Raw genomic sequence first — 18,254 nt, 5'->3', positions numbered from 1 at the left:
TCATTGCAAAATTTGCAATGAAGGGGACTTTCATAGCGCGCTAGCGCCCCACGTAAGCGCGCAAGTGCTGTGCCGTGAGCGTGTCACCGGAGGTGACCAGCTCCGAAGGAGTCCCGGTGAAGACGACCTCGCCCCCGTCCACCCCCGCGCCCGGTCCGAGGTCGACGATCCAGTCGGCGTGCGCCATCACGGCCTGGTGATGCTCGATGACCACCACCGTGTTCCCGTCGTCGACGAGCCGGTCGAGCAGCCCCAGCAACTGGTCGACGTCGGCGAGGTGCAGCCCGGTGGTCGGCTCGTCGAGGACGTAGGTCGCCGACTTCTCCGCCATCCGGATGGCCAGTTTGATCCGCTGACGCTCCCCGCCGGAGAGCGTGGTGAGCGGCTGCCCGAGCCCGAGGTAACCCAGGCCGACGTCGGAGAGCCGGTCCAGGATCGTCCGCGCCTGCCCCGAGGTGAAGAACTCGCGCGCCTCGGCGACCGGCATCGCGAGGACCTCGCTGATGTCCTTGCCCCGCAGCTTGTAGGTCAGCACCTCGGCGGTGAACCGCTTGCCCTCGCACTCTTCGCAGACCGTCGCGACCCCGGCCATCATCGCCAGATCGGTGTAGATCAGCCCGATGCCCTTGCACTTCGGGCAAGCGCCCTCGGAGTTCGCGCTGAACAGGGCCGCCTTGACGCCGTTGGCCTTGGCGAACGCGGTGCGGATCGGGTCGAGCAGACCGGTGTAGGTCGCCGGGTTGCTCCGCCGCGAGCCGCGGATGGCCGACTGGTCGAGCACCACCACGTCGTCCCTTGTGGACAGTGAGCCGTGGATGAGCGAGCTCTTGCCCGAACCGGCGACCCCGGTGACCACGGTCAGCACCCCCAGCGGGATGTCGACGTCGACACCGCGCAGGTTGTGCCGCGTCGCGTTCCGGATCTCGAGCTGCCCGGTGGGCACGCGGACCTCGTCCCGCAGCCGTGCCCGGTGGTCGAGGTGCCGTCCGGTGAGCGTGCCGGACGCGCGGAGTCCGGCGACGTCGCCGGTGAAGCAGATCTGCCCGCCGTTCGGCCCGGCGCCCGGTCCGAGGTCGACGACGTGGTCGGCGATCTCGATCGTCTCCGGTTTGTGCTCGACGACGAGCACCGTGTTCCCCTTGTCCTTCAACAGGAGCAGCAGGCCGTTCATGCGCTGGATGTCGTGCGGGTGCAGCCCGACGGTCGGCTCGTCGAAGACGTAGGTGACGTCGGTGAGGCTCGAACCCAGGTGCCGCACCATTTTCACGCGCTGCGCCTCGCCGCCCGACAGCGTCCCGGATTCCCGGTCGAGGCTCAGATAGCCGAGGCCGATCTCCACGAGCGAGTCGAGGGTGCCGCGCAGGGTCTCCATCAACGGGCCGACCGACGGATCGTCGAGTTTGCGGACGAAATCGGCCAGGTCGTTGATCTGCATCGACGAGCAGTCGGCGATGTTCAGGCCGTCGATCTTCGACGACAGTGCCGCCTGGTTGAGCCGGGCGCCTTCGCACGCCGGGCACCGCTGGAAGGTGATCGCGCGATCCACGAAAGCCCGGATGTGCGGCTGCGTCGCCTCCTTGTCCTTCGCCAGGAACAGCCGCTGGACCTTCACCAGCAGGCCTTCGTAGGTGGTGTTCATCCCGCCGAGCTTCATCTTGGTGGCGGGTTTGTGCATGAAGTCTTCCCACTGCTGGGGCGTGTAGTCCTTCAGCTTGACCGCCGGATCGACGAACCCCGCCTCAGCCAGTCCCTTCCAGTACCAGGACCCCGGCGCGAAGTTCGGGACGGTGATCGCCCCTTCGTCGAGTGAAAGCTCTTTGTCGACGAGCTGGTCGACGTCGATGGTGGAGACCTTCCCCAGCCCCTCGCAGTCGGGGCACATCCCCTCGGGAAGGTTGAAGCTGAAGGCGCCCGACGTCCCGACGTGCGGCCGGCCCAGCCTGCTGAAGACGATCCGCAGCATCGTGTGCGCGTCGGTTGCGGTGCCGACCGTGGAGCGGGAGTTGGCCCCCATCCGCTCCTGGTCGACGACGATCGCGGCGCTCAGGTTCCGCAGCGTGTCCACGTCCGGCCGTCCGACCGGGGCCATGAAGGACTGGATGAACGCGGTGTAGGTCTCGTTGATCAGCCGTTGCGATTCCGCGGCGATGGTGCCGAACACCAAGGACGACTTCCCCGAGCCGGAAACACCGGTGAAGACGGTGAGGCGGCGTTTGGGGATGTCGACCGAGACGTCGGCGAGGTTGTTCTCTCTGGCTCCGCGCACCTGGATCATGTCGTGGCTGTCGGCGGCCGAAGGCATGGCTCTCCCCTGGTTAGAACTCTTTAGCCTGTAAAGTGAGGGTAGCAGAGGTTACTTTATGCTGTAAGGAGTGGGCAAGTGGTCGTCTACGCGGCTCAGGGGGATCCTCGACGGTCGATGGCCCTGCTGTGGCGGACGGAGTCGCCGGACGTCGAGCGTCCCGGCCCCAAGCCGGGACTTTCGGTGGAGCTGATCGTCGAGACCGCCGTCGCGATCGCGGACGCCGAGGGTATGACCGGCCTTTCGATGCGTGCCGTCGGGGACAAGCTCGGCCGTACGGCCATGGCGCTCTACACCTATGTCCCGAGCAAGAGCGAACTGCTCGATCTCATGTACGACAAGGCGCTCGCCGAGCTTTCGGTCTCCTACGACGGCGAAGGCTGGCGAGCCGACGCCACGCGCTGGGCCGAGGACCTCTGGGGCTTCTACCTGCGGCACCCCTGGGTCCTGCAGGTCTCGCAGGCGCGGCCGGTGCTGGGGCCGAACGAGTACGTAGTACTGGAGGCGCTCGTGAAGATCCTGCGCCGCACCGGGCTGTCCCCGGTGGTGCTGCGACGGCTGATCAGCGCGTTGTACTCATGCGTGCGCGAGCCGGCGAGGACGGCTTCGGAGTCGCGGCTGGCCGAGAAGGCGACGGGCCAGTCCGACGACGAGTGGTGGTACGAGCGGTCTGCGCACCTGAATGAGGTCTCGCCGGATTTCGCCGAGCGTTTTCCGACGCTGACCTGGCTGGAGGGCGAGCACGCGTTCCGCATGGAGGACGAGACGGTGTCCTATCTGGAGCAGGAGGCGAGGGAGGCCTTCGAGCTGTCGCTGACCGTTCTCCTGGACGGGATCGAAGTCGCGATGAAAGCGGAGTAGCCTTCTCCGCATGCCCAGTGATTTCGCCTTGAAGACCATGAACGCCGTCCATCGCGTCATCCAGAAGGCCAGCGGCGGCCGCGCCGGCTGGCAGGTCGCCGGGATGACCGTCCTGGAGCTGACCACCATCGGCCGCAAGTCCGGTCAGCCGCGCACCGTCCTGCTGACCTCGCCGCTGCGCGAGGGCGACGCGTACGTCATCGTCGCCTCCCGCGGTGGCGACGACCAGCACCCGGCGTGGTTCCTCAACCTCCGCGACAACCCCGACGTCCAGGTCACCTTGAAGGGTGAGACCGCGCAGCCGATGGTCGCGAGCGTCGCCGACAGCGAGCTGCGCGCCCGTCTGTGGCCGAAGATCACGGCGGACTACAAGAACTACGCGCAGTACCAGACCAAGACCGAGCGCGAGATCCCCGTGGTCCTGCTGGCACCCAAGGCGTAACGCCCGGCATCCCCCGCGAGGGGCCGGGTCCATCGGCCCTACCGGCGAGTCGGTAAGCGAGGGACCGTTGTTCTCGACGAATTACACGATTGAGAACGCGAGGATGCCGATGTACGACTCCTTGGGTCTCGAGACGCTCGACCGCGAGCAGTGCCTGTCACTGCTCGCGGGTTCCGGGCTCGGCCGGGTGGTGTTCACCTCCCGGGCACTGCCGGCGATCCAGCCCGCGCGGTTCGCGCTCTACCACGGTGCGATCGTGATCCGGACGCCGTCACAGAGCGCGTTGTTCGCCGGAGTGCTCGACAGTGTGGTGGCGTTCGCCGTCGACGGGTTCGCCACGGACCTGGGGACCGGTTGGTACGTCACCGTCCTCGGCCGTGCCTCCGAGGTGCGTGACCCGATCGTGACCGCCGAGCTCGCGACCTTGCCGCTGGGCTGCTGGACTGGGCGAACGGACTCCCGGTACCTCCGGATCCCGGTGGAGTCCGTAACCGGACGAAGGATCCTCGGCGTGTGCAGTAACGAAGCACTGTCCGTGATCGACGCACCAGGTGAGCGATCCGGGCGCGTTTGTCATTCCTGACCCCACTGCCCGGGGAGTTACTCCGGGACGGTGACGCCAGTGCGGCGGGTGAGTGCGGCGGGTGACGCCAAGGCGCCGAGAATTCTGGACGCGGTGGCCGGGATCGCCCAGGATCTCAGCCTGCCCGACGTCCTGCGGCGCATGGTCGAATCGGCCTGCGAGCTGACCGGTGCGCCGTTCGGCGCGCTGAGCGTGCTCGATTCGGACGAATTCATCCGCTTCGGTGATGCGTGGGAGACCCCGCCGTCCGAAGACGAGTCCCGAGTGATGCCCATCCGCATGCGCGGCCGCATCTTCGGGATGCTGTACCTCGCCCGCAAACCGGACGGTGAAGAGTTCACCGAAGCCGAGGAGGACCTGCTCGTCGCGCTCACCGCGGCGGCCGGTGTGGTGATCGAGAACGCCGCGCTGTTCGACCAGGTGCAGCGGCGCGAACGCTGGCTCGAGGCGTCCTATCACGTCACCGGCGCGCTCCTGACCGACCAGGACCTGACCGCGACCCTGCACCTGATCGCCGATCGCGCCCGCGTCGTCGCCGGTGGCACGGCGGGCGCGGTGGCCCGTCCGCGAGGCGACGGGCAGCTGGTCTTCGAGATCGTCGAGCCGCCGGGGCCGGACGCGGACCGGCTCGCCGGGATCGTCGTGCCGACGGAGGGCACCGCGACCGGGATGGCGTTCACCACCGGCAAACCCGTCGTGGTCCGGGACTACGGCGAAAAGGTGGTCGAGTACCAGGGCGAACGCGGTGCCGTGATGCCCGCGGTGATCAAGGATCTCGATTCCACGGTCGCCGTCCCGCTGATCGTCGGCGAGGAGAAGCTCGGCGTCCTGCTCGTGGCGAAGTTCCGTGACAAGACACCGTTCTCCGCCTACGACGTCCAGCTCGCCGAGACCTTCGCCGCGCACGCCGCGCTCGCGGTCGAATTCGCCCGTGCGCAACAGGACAGGCAGCGGCTCGCCGTCTTCGAGGACCGTGACCGGATCGCCCGCGACCTGCACGATCTGGTGATCCAGCGGCTGTTCGCGATCGGCCTCGGCCTGGAGGGGCTCGGCAGGCTCGCGGCCGAACCCTCCGTCGCCGAACGCGTGAGCACTTTCGCGCACGAGATCGACCGCACGATCCGCGAGATCCGCAACAGCATCTTTTCGTTGCAGGAACCGGCGGAGGCGCAGGGCAGCCTCCGATCGGAACTGCTGCGCGTCGCGCTCGACGCGGGCTGTGCGTCCGAACCCCGGGTCGGGTTCGACGGGCCACTCGATTCGACGGTGCCGGACACGGTCCGCTCGGATCTCATCGCGACCCTGCGCGAGGCACTGTCCAATGTGGTCAGGCACGCGGAGGCGACGGCGGTGTCGGTCGACGTCTCGGTCGACCGTGACGGGCGATGGCTGAAGCTTTCGGTGGTGGACGACGGTGTCGGCATGCCCGCCGAACCCGGCCATCGCAGTGGCGTGGCGAACCTCGCCGAACGCGCGGCCCGCTGGAACGGGTCGTTCAGCGTCGAAGCGAGGACGGAAGGCGGGACGAGGCTCGACTGGTCGGTGCGGCTGCCGGCCCGACAGGGGAGTGTGGGATGACGATTTCGGTGTTCCTGCTGGACGATCACGAACTCGTCCGCACCGGGCTGAAGACCGTCTTCGAAGCGGAAGACGATCTCACCGTGGTGGGAGAGGCGTCCACGGCCGCCGAAGCACTCGTGCGGATCCCCGTCGTCAAACCGCAGGTCGCGGTGCTCGACGTCCGGCTGCCGGACGGCGGCGGGATCAGTGTCTGCCGCGAGATCCGGGCGTCCGTCGAACCGCCGCCCGCCTGCCTGATGCTGACGTCGTACTCGGACGACGACGCGTTGTTCGGCGCGATCATGGCGGGCGCGGCCGGGTACATGCTCAAGCAGGTGTCCGGCGGTGCGCTCGTCAAGGCCGTCCGCACGGTCGCGGCGGGCGGATCGCTCCTCGACAGCACGCTGACGGCGTCGGTGATGAACCGCTTGCGCGGCGAGACCGACGATCATCCGGACCCGCGGTACGAACAGCTGAGCCCGCAGGAACGGCGCGTGCTCGACCACATCGCCGACGGGCTGACCAACCGCCAGATCGCCGGAAAGCTGTTCCTGGCGGAGAAGACGGTCAAGAACTACGTGTCCTCGTTGCTGCACAAGCTCGGCTTCGAACGCCGCACCGCCGCCGCCGTCTACGCCACCCAACGCCGCAAGCCGTCCTCGTAGACCTGGTCTCAAAACTTAAGGGCGTGCAGCGGCGGGTCGAAGACCGGCTCTGGGAGCTGATCGAACCCCTGATCCCGTCCCGACCAGCGCCGCGCGGTCCCGGATCGATGACCGTGCCGCGCTGGAGGGGATCTTGTCCGTGCTCGACACCGGCTGCCGCTGGCGAGACCTACCCGAGCAGCTCGGATGCGGGTCCGGGCCCTGCACCGTGATCAACGTCCGCCGGCTCATAAAGAAGTGATCAGCCATCGGTGGGGCCGCCTCTTCAGAGGCGTTCGATGCGGTCGGCCTGCGGGCCCCGGTCGCTCTGACGCACCGCGTACCGGACCCGGTCACCCTTCTGCAGCGGCTCCGACCCCATGATCACGGACACGTGGGCGAAGAGATCGTCGCCGCCTGCGTCCGGGGTGATGAAGCCGAAGCCGCGTTCGCCGTCGTAGCGCGCGACGACGCCCTCGCCGCCTCTTGCGGGCACGTCCCGCGCCGCCGGCCCTGAGGCCGCGGCAGGTGCCGACCGCTGCGGCGCCGACCGCTGCGGCGCCGTCTGGGGCTCGGTGCCCCGGACCAGGTGCACGTCGCGGGCCTGCGGGCCCTTGTCTCCACTAGCCACCTCGTAGGCGACGCGGTCGCCCTCCGCGAGCCACGTCAGCCCCTCGGCCAGGGCCCGGGCGTGAACGAAGACGTCCCCGGCGCCGGAGTCGGGATTGATGAAACCGAAGCCCTTGTCCTCGTCGTACCAGGCCACCGTGCCGTCGGCACCGTCGGCGATACCAGCCGCAGCGGGTGAGCCGGCCCCTGCTCCCAGCGGGATCACGTGCCCGGCCTGCGGGCCGCGCTCGCCTTCGACGATCAGGAAGGCCACCCGCTGCCCCTCGGTGACCACGCCGCCGGTCACGATGGCGGAGCTGTGCACGAAGATGTCGGCGCCGCCGCCGTCCGGCGACGCGAAGCCGTACCCCTTGCCCGGCTCGTACCAGTTAACGGTGCCGAGCAGGCCCACGGCGCTGCCGGTGGCCGCATCGGCGGTGACGCGAACGCGCAGCGCCTGGGGCCCGTGGTCGTTCTCGCCGACCTCGAACACGACGACCTGACCCTCGCGGAGCACTTTCGCGCCGCCGTCCCCGACGATCTCGGAGGCGTGCACGAACACGTCCGGCGAGCCGTCCTCGGGCGCGAGGAAGCCGAAACCCCGTTCGGCGTCGAACCAGCGGACGGTCCCTTGCGGCATAAAAGGCTCCAGGTCGAGAGGGCGGGCACTGGCCCCCAGTCTCCCTGACGGACCTCCGGTCCGTCGGGCCGGGCCCACCAGGCGGGCGGTGCGGAGCCAGGGGCGGGCCGTTGGTTCACCTAGCGACACGCCGAGTTTCGAGACCAGGTCTTAGAAGAGCGTGATCCCGTCGGCGAAACCGGGATCCTCGCGCAGCACCCGCCGCAGTTCGTTGAGCGCCCGGTGCTGCGTGACGCGCACCGCGCCCGCGCTCGCCATGCCCAGCGTGCTCGCGGTCTCTTCGGCACTGAATCCGAGGATCACCCGGAGCACCAGCACATCCCGCTGCTTCGGCGAAAGCACCTTGAACAACAGTGACAGCTGGCGTCCGCGCTCGGCCTTCTCGACCTCTTCGAACGTCGGGTTCCATGGCCCGTCCTGTTCGGGCTCCGGATCCGCCACCGGTGCGGAGGGATCGCGGGCGAGGTTCCGGCGGACGTCGGCGACCTTGTGCGAGGCGATCCCGAAGACGTACGGCAGGAAGCTGTTGTTCTGGTAGCTGTAGCGCGGCAACGCGACAAGGACGGCCATCAGGACCTCCTGTGCGCAATCCTCGGCGTTGGAGATGCCGCGCGTCGGACCGCCCAGCCTGCCGAGGCAGTACCGGAACACGATCGGCCGGAGCAGCGTCAGCAAGCTCCCGATGGCCCGCCGGTCACCACTGATCGCCGCGCGGATCATTTCGCCGTCCGGCTCGCCCGGCCGGGGCTGGTAGGCGCGGCGCACGACTGTCGCACTCTCGGACACGGTCATCACGCCGGATGGGCCGTTCTCGGTGTGTACCTGTGCGTTCCCATCGTCCCCACCTCCCGAAAGCCCCCAGCTCTGGTTGACTCTTCCGACGTTACGGAGCGCGTTCGCGGGTCGCACCGGTACAGCAGCCCGGAGTAGTCGGGTCTTTAGACCCTGGTGGGCCCTGGCTATGGACTTTCGCCAGATTGGTCTAGACAATTAGCCCAGCGCGGCGGCAAGCCGCCCTTGATCCGGAGGAATCGCGATGAGGCGTTCCAGATCCCTGGCTTTTCTGGCCGTTATGGTGCTCACCTTCGCCGGTTTGATCACCGGCGGCGGCACCGCGAGCGCGGCCAACCTGCTCCTCAATCCCGGCTTCGAGGCGGGCTCGACGTCCGGCTGGTCCTGCGCGGCGGGCGCGGCCGTGAGCACGCCGGTCCGTTCGGGCGGTTACGCCGTTTCGGTCACGCCGGGCTCGACGACCGGGAAATGCGCACAGACGGTGTCCGTCAAGCCGAGCACGACCTACGCGGTTTCCGCCTGGGTGAACGGGAACCCGGTGTACCTAGGGGTCACGGGCGGGCCGTCGACCTGGACCGCCGCGACCGGCTACACGCAGCTTTCGCTTTCGTTCACGACGTCGGCGACACAGACGACGGCGGAGGTGTACGTCCACGGCTGGTACGGGTCGGGCACCTTCTACGCGGACGACATCAGCCTCGACGGGCCTGGCGGCGGCACCCCGGGAGCGCCTCCGGCAGCCGGGAATCCGGCCGTGGGCACGGTGACGAACTCGTCGATCGCGCTCTCGTGGGGAGCCTCGGCCGGCACGGTGACGGGGTACCGCGTGTACGAAGGCGGGACCGTGGTCGCGACGGTGACCGGGACCTCCGCCACCGTTTCGGGGCTGACGGCCTGTTCTTCGCACAGCTACTCGGTGGCCGCGTACAACAGCGCGGGTGAATCGCCCAAGAGCGCGGAGGCGGGCGCCACGACCGGCGGCTGCGTCGACACCGGCCTGCCGAAGCACGCGCTGATCGGCTACCTGCACGCGAGTTTCGCCAACGGCTCCGGCTACACGCGGATGGCCGACGTCCCGGCGGCCTGGGACATCGTCAACCTCGCCTTCGGTGAGCCGACTTCGGTGACGTCGGGCGACATCCGCTTCACGCGGTGCCCGGTGGCGGAATGCCCGACCGTGGAAAGCGACGCGGACTTCATCGCCGCGATCAAGGCGAAGCAGGCGCAGGGCAAGAAGGTGCTGATCTCCATCGGCGGTCAGAACGGCCAGGTCCAGCTGACCACCACCGCGGCGCGCGACGCCTTCGTCAGTTCGGTCTCCGCGATCATCGACCGCTACGGGTTGAACGGACTCGACATCGACTTCGAGGGACACTCGCTGTACCTCAACTCCGGTGACAACGACTTCCGCAACCCGACCACGCCGGTGATCGTCAACCTCATCTCGGCGCTGAAGACGCTGAAAGCCAAGTACGGCGCGGGATTCGTGCTCACGATGGCGCCGGAGACGTTCTTCGTGCAGACCGGCTACCAGTACTACGGCGGGCTCGGCGGCGCGGACAACCGGACGGGGTCGTACCTGCCGGTGATCCACGCGATGCGGGACGCGCTGACCGTGCTGCACGTCCAGGACTACAACTCCGGACCGGTGATGGGGCTGGACAACCAGTACCACTTCATGGGCGGCGCGGACTTCCACATCGCGATGACCGACATGATCAAGGCGGGCTTCACGGTGTCCTCGACCGGGTTCCGGTTCCCGGGGCTGCGTGAGGACCAGATCGCGTTCGGCCTCCCGGCCGCGGTGAGCGCGGGCAACGGGCACACCGCTCCGGCGGCGGTGCATTCGGCGCTGAACTGCCTGGTGAAGAACTCCGGCTGCGGGTCGTACACGTTGCGCGGCGGTGCATCGCCCGCGCTGCGCGGGCTGATGACGTGGTCGATCAACTGGGACCGGTACTACGGCTGGGAATTCCAGAACGCCCACGAACCCTTCCTGAACGCCCTTCCCTGATCCGCGTTTCGTCCTCTGGTCGCGGTCCTTGCGTGCGCAAGGACCGCAACCAGAGGACGACTTGCGCCGGCAGGCGTGCCACGCGCTTGAGGTAGGTGGGGGTGCGACCGGCCCGCTCGTGCCTCGCGGGGTGCTATGAAAGGCCCGTTACTTGCAAAATTTGCAAGTAACGGGCCTTTCATGGCACCCGGGGGTGGGCACGCAGCCCGAAGGATCGGCGCAACTAGAGGACTACTTGTGCAGGGGGAGGCGGGCAGGCGGAGCGGGCAGCGGGAGCTGGCATGGAGCGGGCCCGCACCGTGCAGCTTCGGTGCGGGCCCGCAGTTTCAGGGGAAAGGGACGTCAGAAGCCCGCGGTGATCCGCGTGAAGTCCCAGTCGTTCTGCGCGATGCCACTGCAGTTCTCGGCGACCCCGCCATTGGGGCAGCCCCGGTCACGGTTGGTCGACCAGAACGCGAGCCTGGCGATCTTGTTGGTCTTGGACCAGTCGGTGATACGGGTCCAGGTGTCGAGACTCGTCAGTTCCCGCTGGTCCGAAAGGCCGTTCATCCCGCTGATGCCGAGGTGGCCGTACGCCGTGGCGTCGTTCCACCCGAACGTCGACTTCAGCTTGTCCCGCAGGCCGTTCGCGGCGTTGATGGTGTTCCCGTACATGTCCGCGCCGCCGCCGAAGTCGAACGGCATGATCGTGTAGACGTCGATCCCGGCGTTCAGCGCCTTCGACTGGTCGATGAGCCGCTGGCCCCAGGAGTTCGGGCCGGTGGTCGTCGTGCCGAAGGTGAGAATGGTCTGGATACCGGGGTTGTTCGCCTTCACGATCTTCAGCGCGTTCAGGACACGGTCCTGCACAGTCGCGTTCTCGAACTCGTCGGTGTTCTCGATGTCGATGTCGATCGCCTTGAGACCGTAGGCGTCGATCACCTTCTGGTAGGCACCGGCGAGCAATTCCGGCGTCGAGCAGTTCGGGCCGAGCTTGTTGCCGCTCCACCCGCCGAAGGACGGCACGATCTGCCCGCCCGCGGCCTTGATCTGCGCGATCGCGTTCGCGTCGGCGCTGCCCTGCAGCGGTCGGCTGCCGTCCCAGGCGGGATTGCATCCGCCGGACGACAGGATGAACGCCATCGTGAACCACTTGATCCCGGTCGCGTTCATGACCGTCTGCGGGTTCGGCGGGCTGCCCCAGCCCATGTACAGATACGGCGCGCCACGGCCGCCGGGCAGCGGCGGGTTGCTCGTGGTGGTCGTGGGCGGGGTCGACGTCGTCGTCGTAGGCGTGGTGGTGGTCGGTGTGGTGGGGGTGGTCGGCGTCGTGGTCGGAGTACCGCCGCCCGGATCACACGAGCCACCGTTGATCTTGCAGTTCGCCGGGGCGACGTAGCCGCCGGAGTACTTGACGTTGAACCCGAAACTGGTGCTGCCCCCGTTGCCGAGGTTGCCGTTCCAGGTGTTCTTCACCGTCACGTGCTGGCCGGAAGCCGTGTAGCTGCCGTCCCACAACGAAGCGATCGAATGTCCTGCGGGGAGGTCGAATTCGACCGTCCACGTGGGAAGGCTCGATCCCGACTTGTTGCTGATCGTGTACTTGCCTTCCCAGCCGGAGCCCCAATCGGAGCCCTTGCTGAAGGCGGCGCCGACGCCGCCGGCCGCGGAGGCCGGCGCGATCACGAGGACCGCGCCGGCCGTTGCGGCAGCGGCGGCCAGGCCGACGGCCTGGATCCAATTCCGCTTAGCCACTGTCAAACCTCTCAGTTCAGGCCGTTGCGCATGGCCGTGACGAGTTCACCGTTTCCGGTGTCACCACTGAGCTCCCAGAAGAACGCGCCGCCGAGACCCTGGTTCTTGGTCCAGCCCATCTTTCCGTTGATGGTCGCGGGAGTGTCGTAGCTCCACCAGTTGTTGCCGCACTTCGCGTACGCGGTGCCCGCGATCGTGCCGGTCGACGGGCAGCTGTTCTTGAGGATCTTGTAGTCCTCGATGCCCGCCTCGTAGGTGCCCGGTGCCGCGCCGGTCGCGGTGCCGCCCGGGGCGTCCTGCGTGACGCCGGTCCAGCCTCGGCCGTAGAAACCGATACCCAGCAACAGCTTGTTCGCCGGGACACCCTTGGCCTTGAGCTTCTGGATGGCTTCGTCGGAGTTGAAGCCCTGCTGTGGGATGCCCGGGTACGCCGTCAGAGGCGAGTGCGGGGCCGTCGGGCCCTGCGCCGCCCAGGCGCCGAAGAAGTCGTACGTCATGACGTTGTACCAGTCGAAGTACGCCGACGCGGGACCGTAGTCGGCGACGTCGAGCTTGCCGCCGCTGCTGGCGTCCGCGGTGATCGCGGCGGTGACCAGGAACGAGGAACCGAACTTGGTGCGCAGCGCCTGTGCCACGTTCTTGATCGCGGCGGGGCCGCTGGTGTCACAGGTGAGACCGCAGGCGTTCGGGTACTCCCAGTCGATGTCGATGCCGTCGAAGACGTCGGCCCACCGCGGGTCCTTGATCAGCTTGTAGCAGGACTCGGCGAACGCGGTCGGGTTCTTCGAAGCCTGGCCGAAGCCGCCGGACCAGGTCCAGCCACCGAACGACCACAGCACCTTCAGGCCCGGGTACATCTTCTTCAGCTTGCGCAGCTGGTTGAAGTTACCGCGAATGGCGCCCGCGTCCCACGAGTCCGCGACACCGTCCACACTGGACCCGGCGTCGTAGAACTTGTCGTAGTCGGCGTAGGTGTCGTCGTTCGCCGTGCAGGAACCGTTGGTGACGTTGCCGAACGCGTAGTTGATGTGCGTCAGCTTCGCCGCGGACCCGGAAGTGTGAATGTTCTTCACGTGGTAGTTACGTCCGTAGACGCCCCACTGCACGAAGTAGCCGAGGTTCTTCTTGGCGCCCGGGTTCGGGTTCGTGGTCGTGGTGGTCGGCGGGTTGCTCGTGGTGGTGGTCGTCGGGGGATTCGACGTGCTCGTCCCGGTGGTCGTCGTGCTCGTCGGCGGGTTGCTGGACGTCGGGGTGCCGCCGCCCGGGTCGCAGGAACCGCCGTTGATCTTGCAGTTGGCGGGCGCGGTGTAAGTACCGGAGTACTTGACGTTGAAGCCGAAGCTGACGGAACCACCGTTGGGAACGTTGCCGTTCCAGGTGTTCTTGACCGTCACGTGCTGGCCGGAGGCCGTGTAACTGCCGTCCCACAGCGAAGCGATCGAGTGTCCGGCCGCGAGGTCGAACTCGAGCGTCCACGAGGTCAGGCCGGCGCCGGACTTGTTGGTGATCGTGTACTTGCCTTCCCAGCCGGCGCCCCAGTCAGACCCCTTGGTGAGCGTGGCTCCGACCCCGCCCGCCGCGTTCGCCGGAACGGTCACCAGACCGACCGCCAACGCCGCGACGGCCGTGAACAGGCCGATCAGATGCCATCTTTTTCTCGACATTTCACTCCTTACAAACCCGGTGCAGGAAATGATCTTGGAGAAGATTTCGTCAATGGGAAATCTGCGACATCGCGTTGCCGCGGCCGAAGCCGGGCAGGCGGGGATGCGTCTTCATCGACCACCTCCATGCGGAACGCTTTGTTGCGGGAGACGGTACGTGGTCTGGACCAATATGGGAAGCGTCACTACGCAGAGTGGTGATTTTCCCGCGAACGGCCTAATACGTTCGACAGCGTTATTCGTTCACTGGTTCGGTGCCTTAACGGCGAGGTTCGTCCATTTCGCCCAGCCGGGAGATATTCGCCGATTCGTCCTCGTCCGGCGCTATGCCGGAAAGGAACACCTCGGCGATTTCGACGGCGACGTCGGGGGAGAGCCGTTTGAGGCTCAGTGCCAGGACGTTGGCGTCGTTCCACCTGCGCGCGCCCGCGGCGATCCAGGTGTCCCAGGCCAGTGCCGCGCGCACCCCGGGGACCTTGTTGGCCGCGATGGCCGTGCCCGTCCCGGTCCAGCACATGACGACGCCGAAGTCGGCCTCGCCGTCGGCGACGGCCTTGCCGACCGCCGCGCCGAGTTCCGGCCAGAGTTCCGACGTCGCGGGGCGGATCACCTCGTGACCGGCCTCGGCGAGGAAGGCCTGGACGGCGTCCGTGGTGGCGTTCCGGTCATCGGCCGCGAAGGCGATCTTCATCTCCCGATCGTAACGCCGCGTCGACAGGTGGCGAACCGGAAGTCGTGGGAGGATCCCGTCGTGGACTCGTCTGCGGAGGAGCGTCATCAGCTCGAGCGCGACCAGGAGATCGCAAGGACACGGATTCTCGAAACCGCCGCCCGCATCATCGGCGAGACCGGATTCGCCCGGCTCAAGATCGGGATGATCTGCGCCAGGACCGGCTATCACAGCGCCGTCGTCCACCAGCTGTTCGGCTCGAAGGAGACGTTGGTGCAGCGGCTCGTCGAGTTCGCGGCGGAGAAGTTCGCCGACGTCTTCAGCGCCGCCGTCGCCACCCGGACCGGCGGGCTGACGCCCGGTCCGATGGACATGCTGCGCGCGCTGCTGGACATCTTCTTCGAACTGCTCACCGACATGCCGCCGCTGAACCGGGCGTTCGTGGTGCTGTGGACGGACGCGACCGTCGGCGATCCGGCGGTGCGGTCGGCGATGACCGAGGCCGATCGCCGGTACCGGTTCGCCATCGCCCAGACCGTCGCCGCCGGGATCGCGGACGGCTCCATCTCGGGTGTCCGTGACCCCGACGCGTACGCGGCGGCGCTGGTCGGGCAACTGCGGGGGATCGCGGTGGCGGCCATCATCGATCCCGGCGGAATCGATCTGCGAGCCGTCCGAGCGGAGATGGAATACGCCGTGGGCAGGCTCGCCTAAACGGTTTTGGTCAGCTCGGCCGCCCCGAACGAGACGTTGAACCGGTCGCACCAGATCGTCACGCTCGAATAGCGTGCCAGATCGGTCCCCTCGGGCAGGGTGTAGTTCTGGCTTCCCTTGTTGCCCTTGAGTTTCCCGGCACTCACGTGTGCGCCGTCGTCGAACACGAACCAGCCGTCCTTGCCCGGCAGGACCGGCGCGTCGGTGAGCAGGACCCGCAGATCGGGGCCGTTGCTCGTGTCGAGATTCTCCAGGCGCAGCACCAAGGATCCGTCGGGGGCGCGCAGGATCCGGACGCCGCCGCTGGTCGCGTGCTCGTGGCTGATCAGTTCGCCGGTCGCCACGATCGCGGGCTCTTCCGGTGCGGGGGCGGCACTTGCGGAGAGGGGAGCCGAGGTCTGGGCGACGGGCAGGGCTTCCTGCACGGTTTCGTTCACCCAGAGCTTCCACGGCTGGAACCAGTAGAGCCCCGCGGCCACCGCCACCACCAGTCCGGCCGCCACGACGGTGAGCACCCGCTTGCGTTTCATGTCGCCATTCAACCGTGTGCGGAGTCCGGAATGCCGGGTTGGCGCGGTTACCGAACTCTTACGGGGTGAGCACCACCTTGCCCGCGACCGTCCCGGATTCGGCCAGCCGCATCGCTTCCGCGACCCTGCTCAGCGGCAGCCGTGCCGCGACCTGTGCCGTGATCGCGCCGTCCTTCAGCGCGGCGAAGACCTGGGTGAGGTCGGCGCGAAGGCGGGCGCGGAACCGGTTCTTGGCGAAGGACCGTCCCGCCCAGACGTTGAAGAAGTACGCGTTCCGGCCGTTGGGCAAGCTGTTCCACAGCATCACGCGGGCGAGGATCTTGAGGACGGGCAACTGCTTGGAGCCTTCGTCGTCGCGGGTCGCGGCGCTGCCGTAGGAGACGAGCGTGCCGCCGCGGGCGAGCAGCTTCCACGACGCGGGCACGCTGGCGCCGCCGACGTGGTCGAAAACGGCGTCGACACCCTCGGGTGCGAGCTCGCGGACGCGGGCGGAGATGTCCTCGGTCCGGTAGTCGATCGGCATGACTCCCAGGCGCCGCAACGCTTCGTGGTGCCGCTTCGACGCCGTGCCGATCACCTGCACCCCCGCCTTCGCGGCGAGCTGGACCAGCAGCGAGCCGACGCCGCCGTTCGCGCCGTGGACGAGGATCGTCTGCCCGGCACGCACCTTGGCCTTGCGGTGCAGCATCTGCCAGGCGGTGATGCCGTTGACCACCGCGGTCTCGGCCTCTTCCGCGCCGAGGCCGTCCGGGACGGGCACGACGTCGGCGGCGTCGAGGACCACGTGGCTGGCCCAGCTCCCGACCTTCGTCAGCGCGGCGATCCGGCGGCCGGCGAGCGCGCCGTCGACCCCGGCGCCGGTGGTCAGCACCGTGCCGACCAGGTCGTACCCGGGGACGAAGGGGAACGGCGGCTGGTCGTAGTACTTGCCGCGGCGCATCTGCTGTTCGGCGAACGAGACCCCGGTCGCCTCCATCGCGACCACGACCTGGCCGGGGCCGGGTGCGGGGAGCGGGCGTTCCCGCAGCTCCAGGCCTTCCGGCTCGACCTTGCCCGGCAGTACCACCTCGGTCAGCGTGTTCATCTCGATCTCCCTGATTGCCTGTCGTGTCCGTTAGAGCTTGTAACCATAGTGAGCACTGCTCTCGGAAATGTCAAGCGGGGTCACGTCTGGGTTTCGGTGCCTTGACCGGGTTCTCGCCAGTTGACACGATTGCCGATCTGAAAACGGCATATCGGACGGAGGCCCTTCGATGGGTTCGGCGATGTTCTCGGTTCTCCTGCCGGTAGCGCTGGCACTGGTCATGTTCGGGTTGGGGCTGACCCTGACCGTCGGCGACTTCACGCGGGTGCTGAAGTACCCGAAGGCCGCCGTCATCGCGCTGGTGTGCCAGATGATCGTGCTGCCCGCCATCTGCGTCGGCCTCATCCTGCTGTTCGGCCTCGGGGGCGTGCTCGCCGTCGGGATGATGCTGCTGGTCGCCTCACCCGGCGGGACTTCGGCGAACCTGTTCAGTCACCTCGCCGGCGGCGACGTCGCCCTCAACGTCACGCTCACGGCGATCAACTCCGTGCTGGCCGTGTTCACCCTGCCGCTGGTGGTCGGCCTGTCGATGGCCGCGTTCCTCGACGGCGGTGCCACGGTCGGGCTCCAGCCAGCGAAGTTCGTGCAGGTGTTCGCGATCGTGCTGATCCCGGTCGTCATCGGGATGGCGGTGCGGAGCCGGTTCACCGACTGGGCCGAGCGGATGCGCAAACCGGTCAAGATCGGCTCCGCCGTGGTGCTCGTGCTGGTGATCGGGGCCGCGATCGCGCAGGAGTTCCGGACCCTGATCGACAACATCGGGACGCTCGGGCCGGTGGCGCTGGCGCTTTCCGTGCTCAGTCTCGCGATCGGGTACTACGTGCCGCGACTGTTCCGGGTGGACCGCGGGCAGTCGATCGCGTCCGCGATGGAGATCGGCGTGCACAACGCCACCCTCGCCATCGCCGTGGCGATCTCGGTGCTCGGGGACAAGGCGATGGCCGTGCCCGCCGGGATCTACGGCGTGCTCATGTTCTTCCCGGCCGGGATCGCGGCCGTGCTGTTGTCGCGGAGCCGGGAGAGTGCGCGAGTGTAGAGGTGGGCCGACGTCGCGCGGGGTCACGCCACGCGTAGCGACGCACGTGGGCTCGTCACCCGTGGCCTGACACGCTCGCCGAATGTCCACAGAGGACGCCTTCGGCGCATCTTTGTCCGATTTGGATGGTTTGCGGGGAGGTCGTGAGTGGTAAAAGTCTTTCTATTCGAGGAGAAGGGCAAACGTGGCGTGCTCGTGCCGTTTTCGGCGTCGGTCGTGGGGTGAAGTGCCGGCCGTGTGATCAGAGACGGATCACGCGAGTCACGCCTTCGCTCACCTTGGGTTCAGCCACAACGCCACCGTGAAGGCCACGCCAGCCTCCCGGGACGTCGCGAAAGCCACTTTCGGCATCAGGCGTCCCGAAAGTGGCTTTCG

Annotated in this window: 16 protein-coding genes and 2 pseudogenes; 9 read left to right on the top strand and 9 right to left on the bottom strand. The window is 67.8% G+C overall.

The window, feature by feature from the left end; all coding sequences use genetic code 11:
• Window positions 1-40: 40 nt before the first annotated feature.
• Window positions 41-2,302, bottom strand: coding sequence for an ATP-binding cassette domain-containing protein (locus tag ACLJRM_RS39000; protein WP_410665912.1), 2,262 nt, complete (start codon window positions 2,300-2,302; stop codon window positions 41-43).
• A 78-nt stretch (window positions 2,303-2,380) separates the two neighbouring features.
• Here ACLJRM_RS39000 and ACLJRM_RS38995 point away from each other — a divergent pair, with 78 nt between their 5' ends.
• The 6 genes and pseudogenes from ACLJRM_RS38995 to ACLJRM_RS38970 form a co-directional block, all read left to right on the top strand.
• Window positions 2,381-3,163, top strand: a complete 783-nt coding sequence (locus ACLJRM_RS38995; protein WP_410665911.1) for a TetR/AcrR family transcriptional regulator C-terminal domain-containing protein — start codon at window positions 2,381-2,383, stop codon at window positions 3,161-3,163.
• 10 nt (window positions 3,164-3,173) lie between these two features.
• Window positions 3,174-3,605, top strand: coding sequence for a nitroreductase family deazaflavin-dependent oxidoreductase (locus tag ACLJRM_RS38990; RefSeq protein WP_101610125.1), 432 nt, complete (start codon window positions 3,174-3,176; stop codon window positions 3,603-3,605).
• 109 nt (window positions 3,606-3,714) lie between these two features.
• Window positions 3,715-4,188 (top strand): pyridoxamine 5'-phosphate oxidase family protein, encoded by a 474-nt coding sequence (locus ACLJRM_RS38985; RefSeq protein ID WP_410665910.1) that lies wholly within the window; start codon window positions 3,715-3,717, stop codon window positions 4,186-4,188.
• A 30-nt stretch (window positions 4,189-4,218) separates the two neighbouring features.
• Window positions 4,219-5,766, top strand: coding sequence for a GAF domain-containing protein (locus ACLJRM_RS38980; RefSeq protein ID WP_410665909.1), 1,548 nt, complete (start codon window positions 4,219-4,221; stop codon window positions 5,764-5,766).
• Window positions 5,763-6,413: a response regulator gene (locus ACLJRM_RS38975; protein ID WP_410665908.1), complete on the top strand. Its 651-nt coding sequence runs from the start codon at window positions 5,763-5,765 to the stop codon at window positions 6,411-6,413. The genes ACLJRM_RS38980 and ACLJRM_RS38975 overlap by 4 nt, the downstream gene beginning before the upstream one ends.
• A 23-nt stretch (window positions 6,414-6,436) precedes the next feature.
• A pseudogene (locus ACLJRM_RS38970) lies at window positions 6,437-6,612 on the top strand (transposase); the annotation flags it as partial.
• Between the two features lie 66 nt (window positions 6,613-6,678).
• Here the strand turns inward: ACLJRM_RS38970 and ACLJRM_RS38965 are convergent.
• The 3 genes and pseudogenes from ACLJRM_RS38965 to ACLJRM_RS38955 form a co-directional block, all read right to left on the bottom strand.
• The gene (locus ACLJRM_RS38965; RefSeq protein WP_410665988.1) at window positions 6,679-7,413 is read right to left on the bottom strand and encodes a cold-shock protein; all 735 of its coding nucleotides are present in this window, start codon (window positions 7,411-7,413) and stop codon (window positions 6,679-6,681) included.
• 30 nt (window positions 7,414-7,443) lie between these two features.
• Window positions 7,444-7,641, bottom strand: a pseudogene (locus ACLJRM_RS38960) (cold-shock protein); the annotation flags it as partial.
• A gap of 150 nt (window positions 7,642-7,791) precedes the next feature.
• Window positions 7,792-8,433, bottom strand: a complete 642-nt coding sequence (locus ACLJRM_RS38955; RefSeq protein ID WP_101610119.1) for a sigma-70 family RNA polymerase sigma factor — start codon at window positions 8,431-8,433, stop codon at window positions 7,792-7,794.
• Between the two features lie 244 nt (window positions 8,434-8,677).
• On the opposite strand from ACLJRM_RS38955, the gene ACLJRM_RS38950 reads away from it, so the two are divergent.
• Window positions 8,678-10,447, top strand: a complete 1,770-nt coding sequence (locus ACLJRM_RS38950; protein WP_101610118.1) for a chitinase — start codon at window positions 8,678-8,680, stop codon at window positions 10,445-10,447.
• A 342-nt stretch (window positions 10,448-10,789) separates the two neighbouring features.
• Here ACLJRM_RS38950 and ACLJRM_RS38945 read toward each other — a convergent pair whose 3' ends face one another.
• The 3 genes from ACLJRM_RS38945 to ACLJRM_RS38935 all read right to left on the bottom strand — a co-directional run bounded on the left by ACLJRM_RS38945 (window position 10,790) and on the right by ACLJRM_RS38935 (window position 14,536).
• The gene (locus ACLJRM_RS38945; RefSeq protein ID WP_168214388.1) at window positions 10,790-12,181 is read right to left on the bottom strand and encodes a cellulose binding domain-containing protein; all 1,392 of its coding nucleotides are present in this window, start codon (window positions 12,179-12,181) and stop codon (window positions 10,790-10,792) included.
• 11 nt (window positions 12,182-12,192) lie between these two features.
• Window positions 12,193-13,845: a glycosyl hydrolase family 18 protein gene (locus ACLJRM_RS38940; RefSeq protein ID WP_410665907.1), complete on the bottom strand. Its 1,653-nt coding sequence runs from the start codon at window positions 13,843-13,845 to the stop codon at window positions 12,193-12,195.
• Between the two features lie 259 nt (window positions 13,846-14,104).
• On the bottom strand, window positions 14,105-14,536 hold the full coding sequence (locus ACLJRM_RS38935) for an RpiB/LacA/LacB family sugar-phosphate isomerase (RefSeq protein WP_410665906.1): 432 nt from the start codon (window positions 14,534-14,536) through the stop codon (window positions 14,105-14,107).
• Window positions 14,537-14,596: 60 nt separating this feature from the next.
• On the opposite strand from ACLJRM_RS38935, the gene ACLJRM_RS38930 reads away from it, so the two are divergent.
• Window positions 14,597-15,229: a TetR/AcrR family transcriptional regulator gene (locus tag ACLJRM_RS38930; protein ID WP_410665905.1), complete on the top strand. Its 633-nt coding sequence runs from the start codon at window positions 14,597-14,599 to the stop codon at window positions 15,227-15,229.
• Here ACLJRM_RS38930 and ACLJRM_RS38925 read toward each other — a convergent pair.
• Window positions 15,226-15,759, bottom strand: coding sequence for a DM13 domain-containing protein (locus tag ACLJRM_RS38925; RefSeq protein WP_101610115.1), 534 nt, complete (start codon window positions 15,757-15,759; stop codon window positions 15,226-15,228). The genes ACLJRM_RS38930 and ACLJRM_RS38925 overlap by 4 nt on opposite strands.
• 58 nt (window positions 15,760-15,817) lie before the next feature.
• A complete protein-coding gene (locus ACLJRM_RS38920) occupies window positions 15,818-16,843 on the bottom strand; it encodes a medium chain dehydrogenase/reductase family protein (protein WP_101610114.1) in 1,026 nt (341 codons plus the stop codon).
• 169 nt (window positions 16,844-17,012) lie between these two features.
• Between ACLJRM_RS38920 and ACLJRM_RS38915 the strand changes: the two genes are divergently transcribed.
• Window positions 17,013-17,879 (top strand): bile acid:sodium symporter family protein, encoded by an 867-nt coding sequence (locus ACLJRM_RS38915; protein WP_101610113.1) that lies wholly within the window; start codon window positions 17,013-17,015, stop codon window positions 17,877-17,879.
• Window positions 17,880-18,254: the final 375 nt, after the last annotated feature.

Origin of the sequence: Amycolatopsis sp. lyj-84, assembly GCF_046549075.1 — a bacterium.
GTDB lineage: Bacteria > Actinomycetota > Actinomycetes > Mycobacteriales > Pseudonocardiaceae > Amycolatopsis.
The sequence above is the reverse complement of the archived record's forward strand: the minus strand, read 5'-3'. Positions and strand labels throughout refer to the sequence as shown.

Coding starts and splice junctions, on each gene's coding strand:
- ACLJRM_RS39000 (WP_410665912.1), bottom strand. CDS start 2,302: ATGCCTTCGGCCGCCGACAGCCACGACATGATCCAGGTGCGCGGAGCC.
- ACLJRM_RS38990 (WP_101610125.1), top strand. CDS start 3,174: ATGCCCAGTGATTTCGCCTTGAAGACCATGAACGCCGTCCATCGCGTC.
- ACLJRM_RS38985 (WP_410665910.1), top strand. CDS start 3,715: ATGTACGACTCCTTGGGTCTCGAGACGCTCGACCGCGAGCAGTGCCTG.
- ACLJRM_RS38975 (WP_410665908.1), top strand. CDS start 5,763: ATGACGATTTCGGTGTTCCTGCTGGACGATCACGAACTCGTCCGCACC.
- ACLJRM_RS38955 (WP_101610119.1), bottom strand. CDS start 8,433: ATGACCGTGTCCGAGAGTGCGACAGTCGTGCGCCGCGCCTACCAGCCC.
- ACLJRM_RS38950 (WP_101610118.1), top strand. CDS start 8,678: ATGAGGCGTTCCAGATCCCTGGCTTTTCTGGCCGTTATGGTGCTCACC.
- ACLJRM_RS38940 (WP_410665907.1), bottom strand. CDS start 13,845: ATGTCGAGAAAAAGATGGCATCTGATCGGCCTGTTCACGGCCGTCGCG.
- ACLJRM_RS38935 (WP_410665906.1), bottom strand. CDS start 14,536: ATGAAGATCGCCTTCGCGGCCGATGACCGGAACGCCACCACGGACGCC.
- ACLJRM_RS38925 (WP_101610115.1), bottom strand. CDS start 15,759: ATGAAACGCAAGCGGGTGCTCACCGTCGTGGCGGCCGGACTGGTGGTG.
- ACLJRM_RS38920 (WP_101610114.1), bottom strand. CDS start 16,843: ATGAACACGCTGACCGAGGTGGTACTGCCGGGCAAGGTCGAGCCGGAA.
- ACLJRM_RS38915 (WP_101610113.1), top strand. CDS start 17,013: ATGGGTTCGGCGATGTTCTCGGTTCTCCTGCCGGTAGCGCTGGCACTG.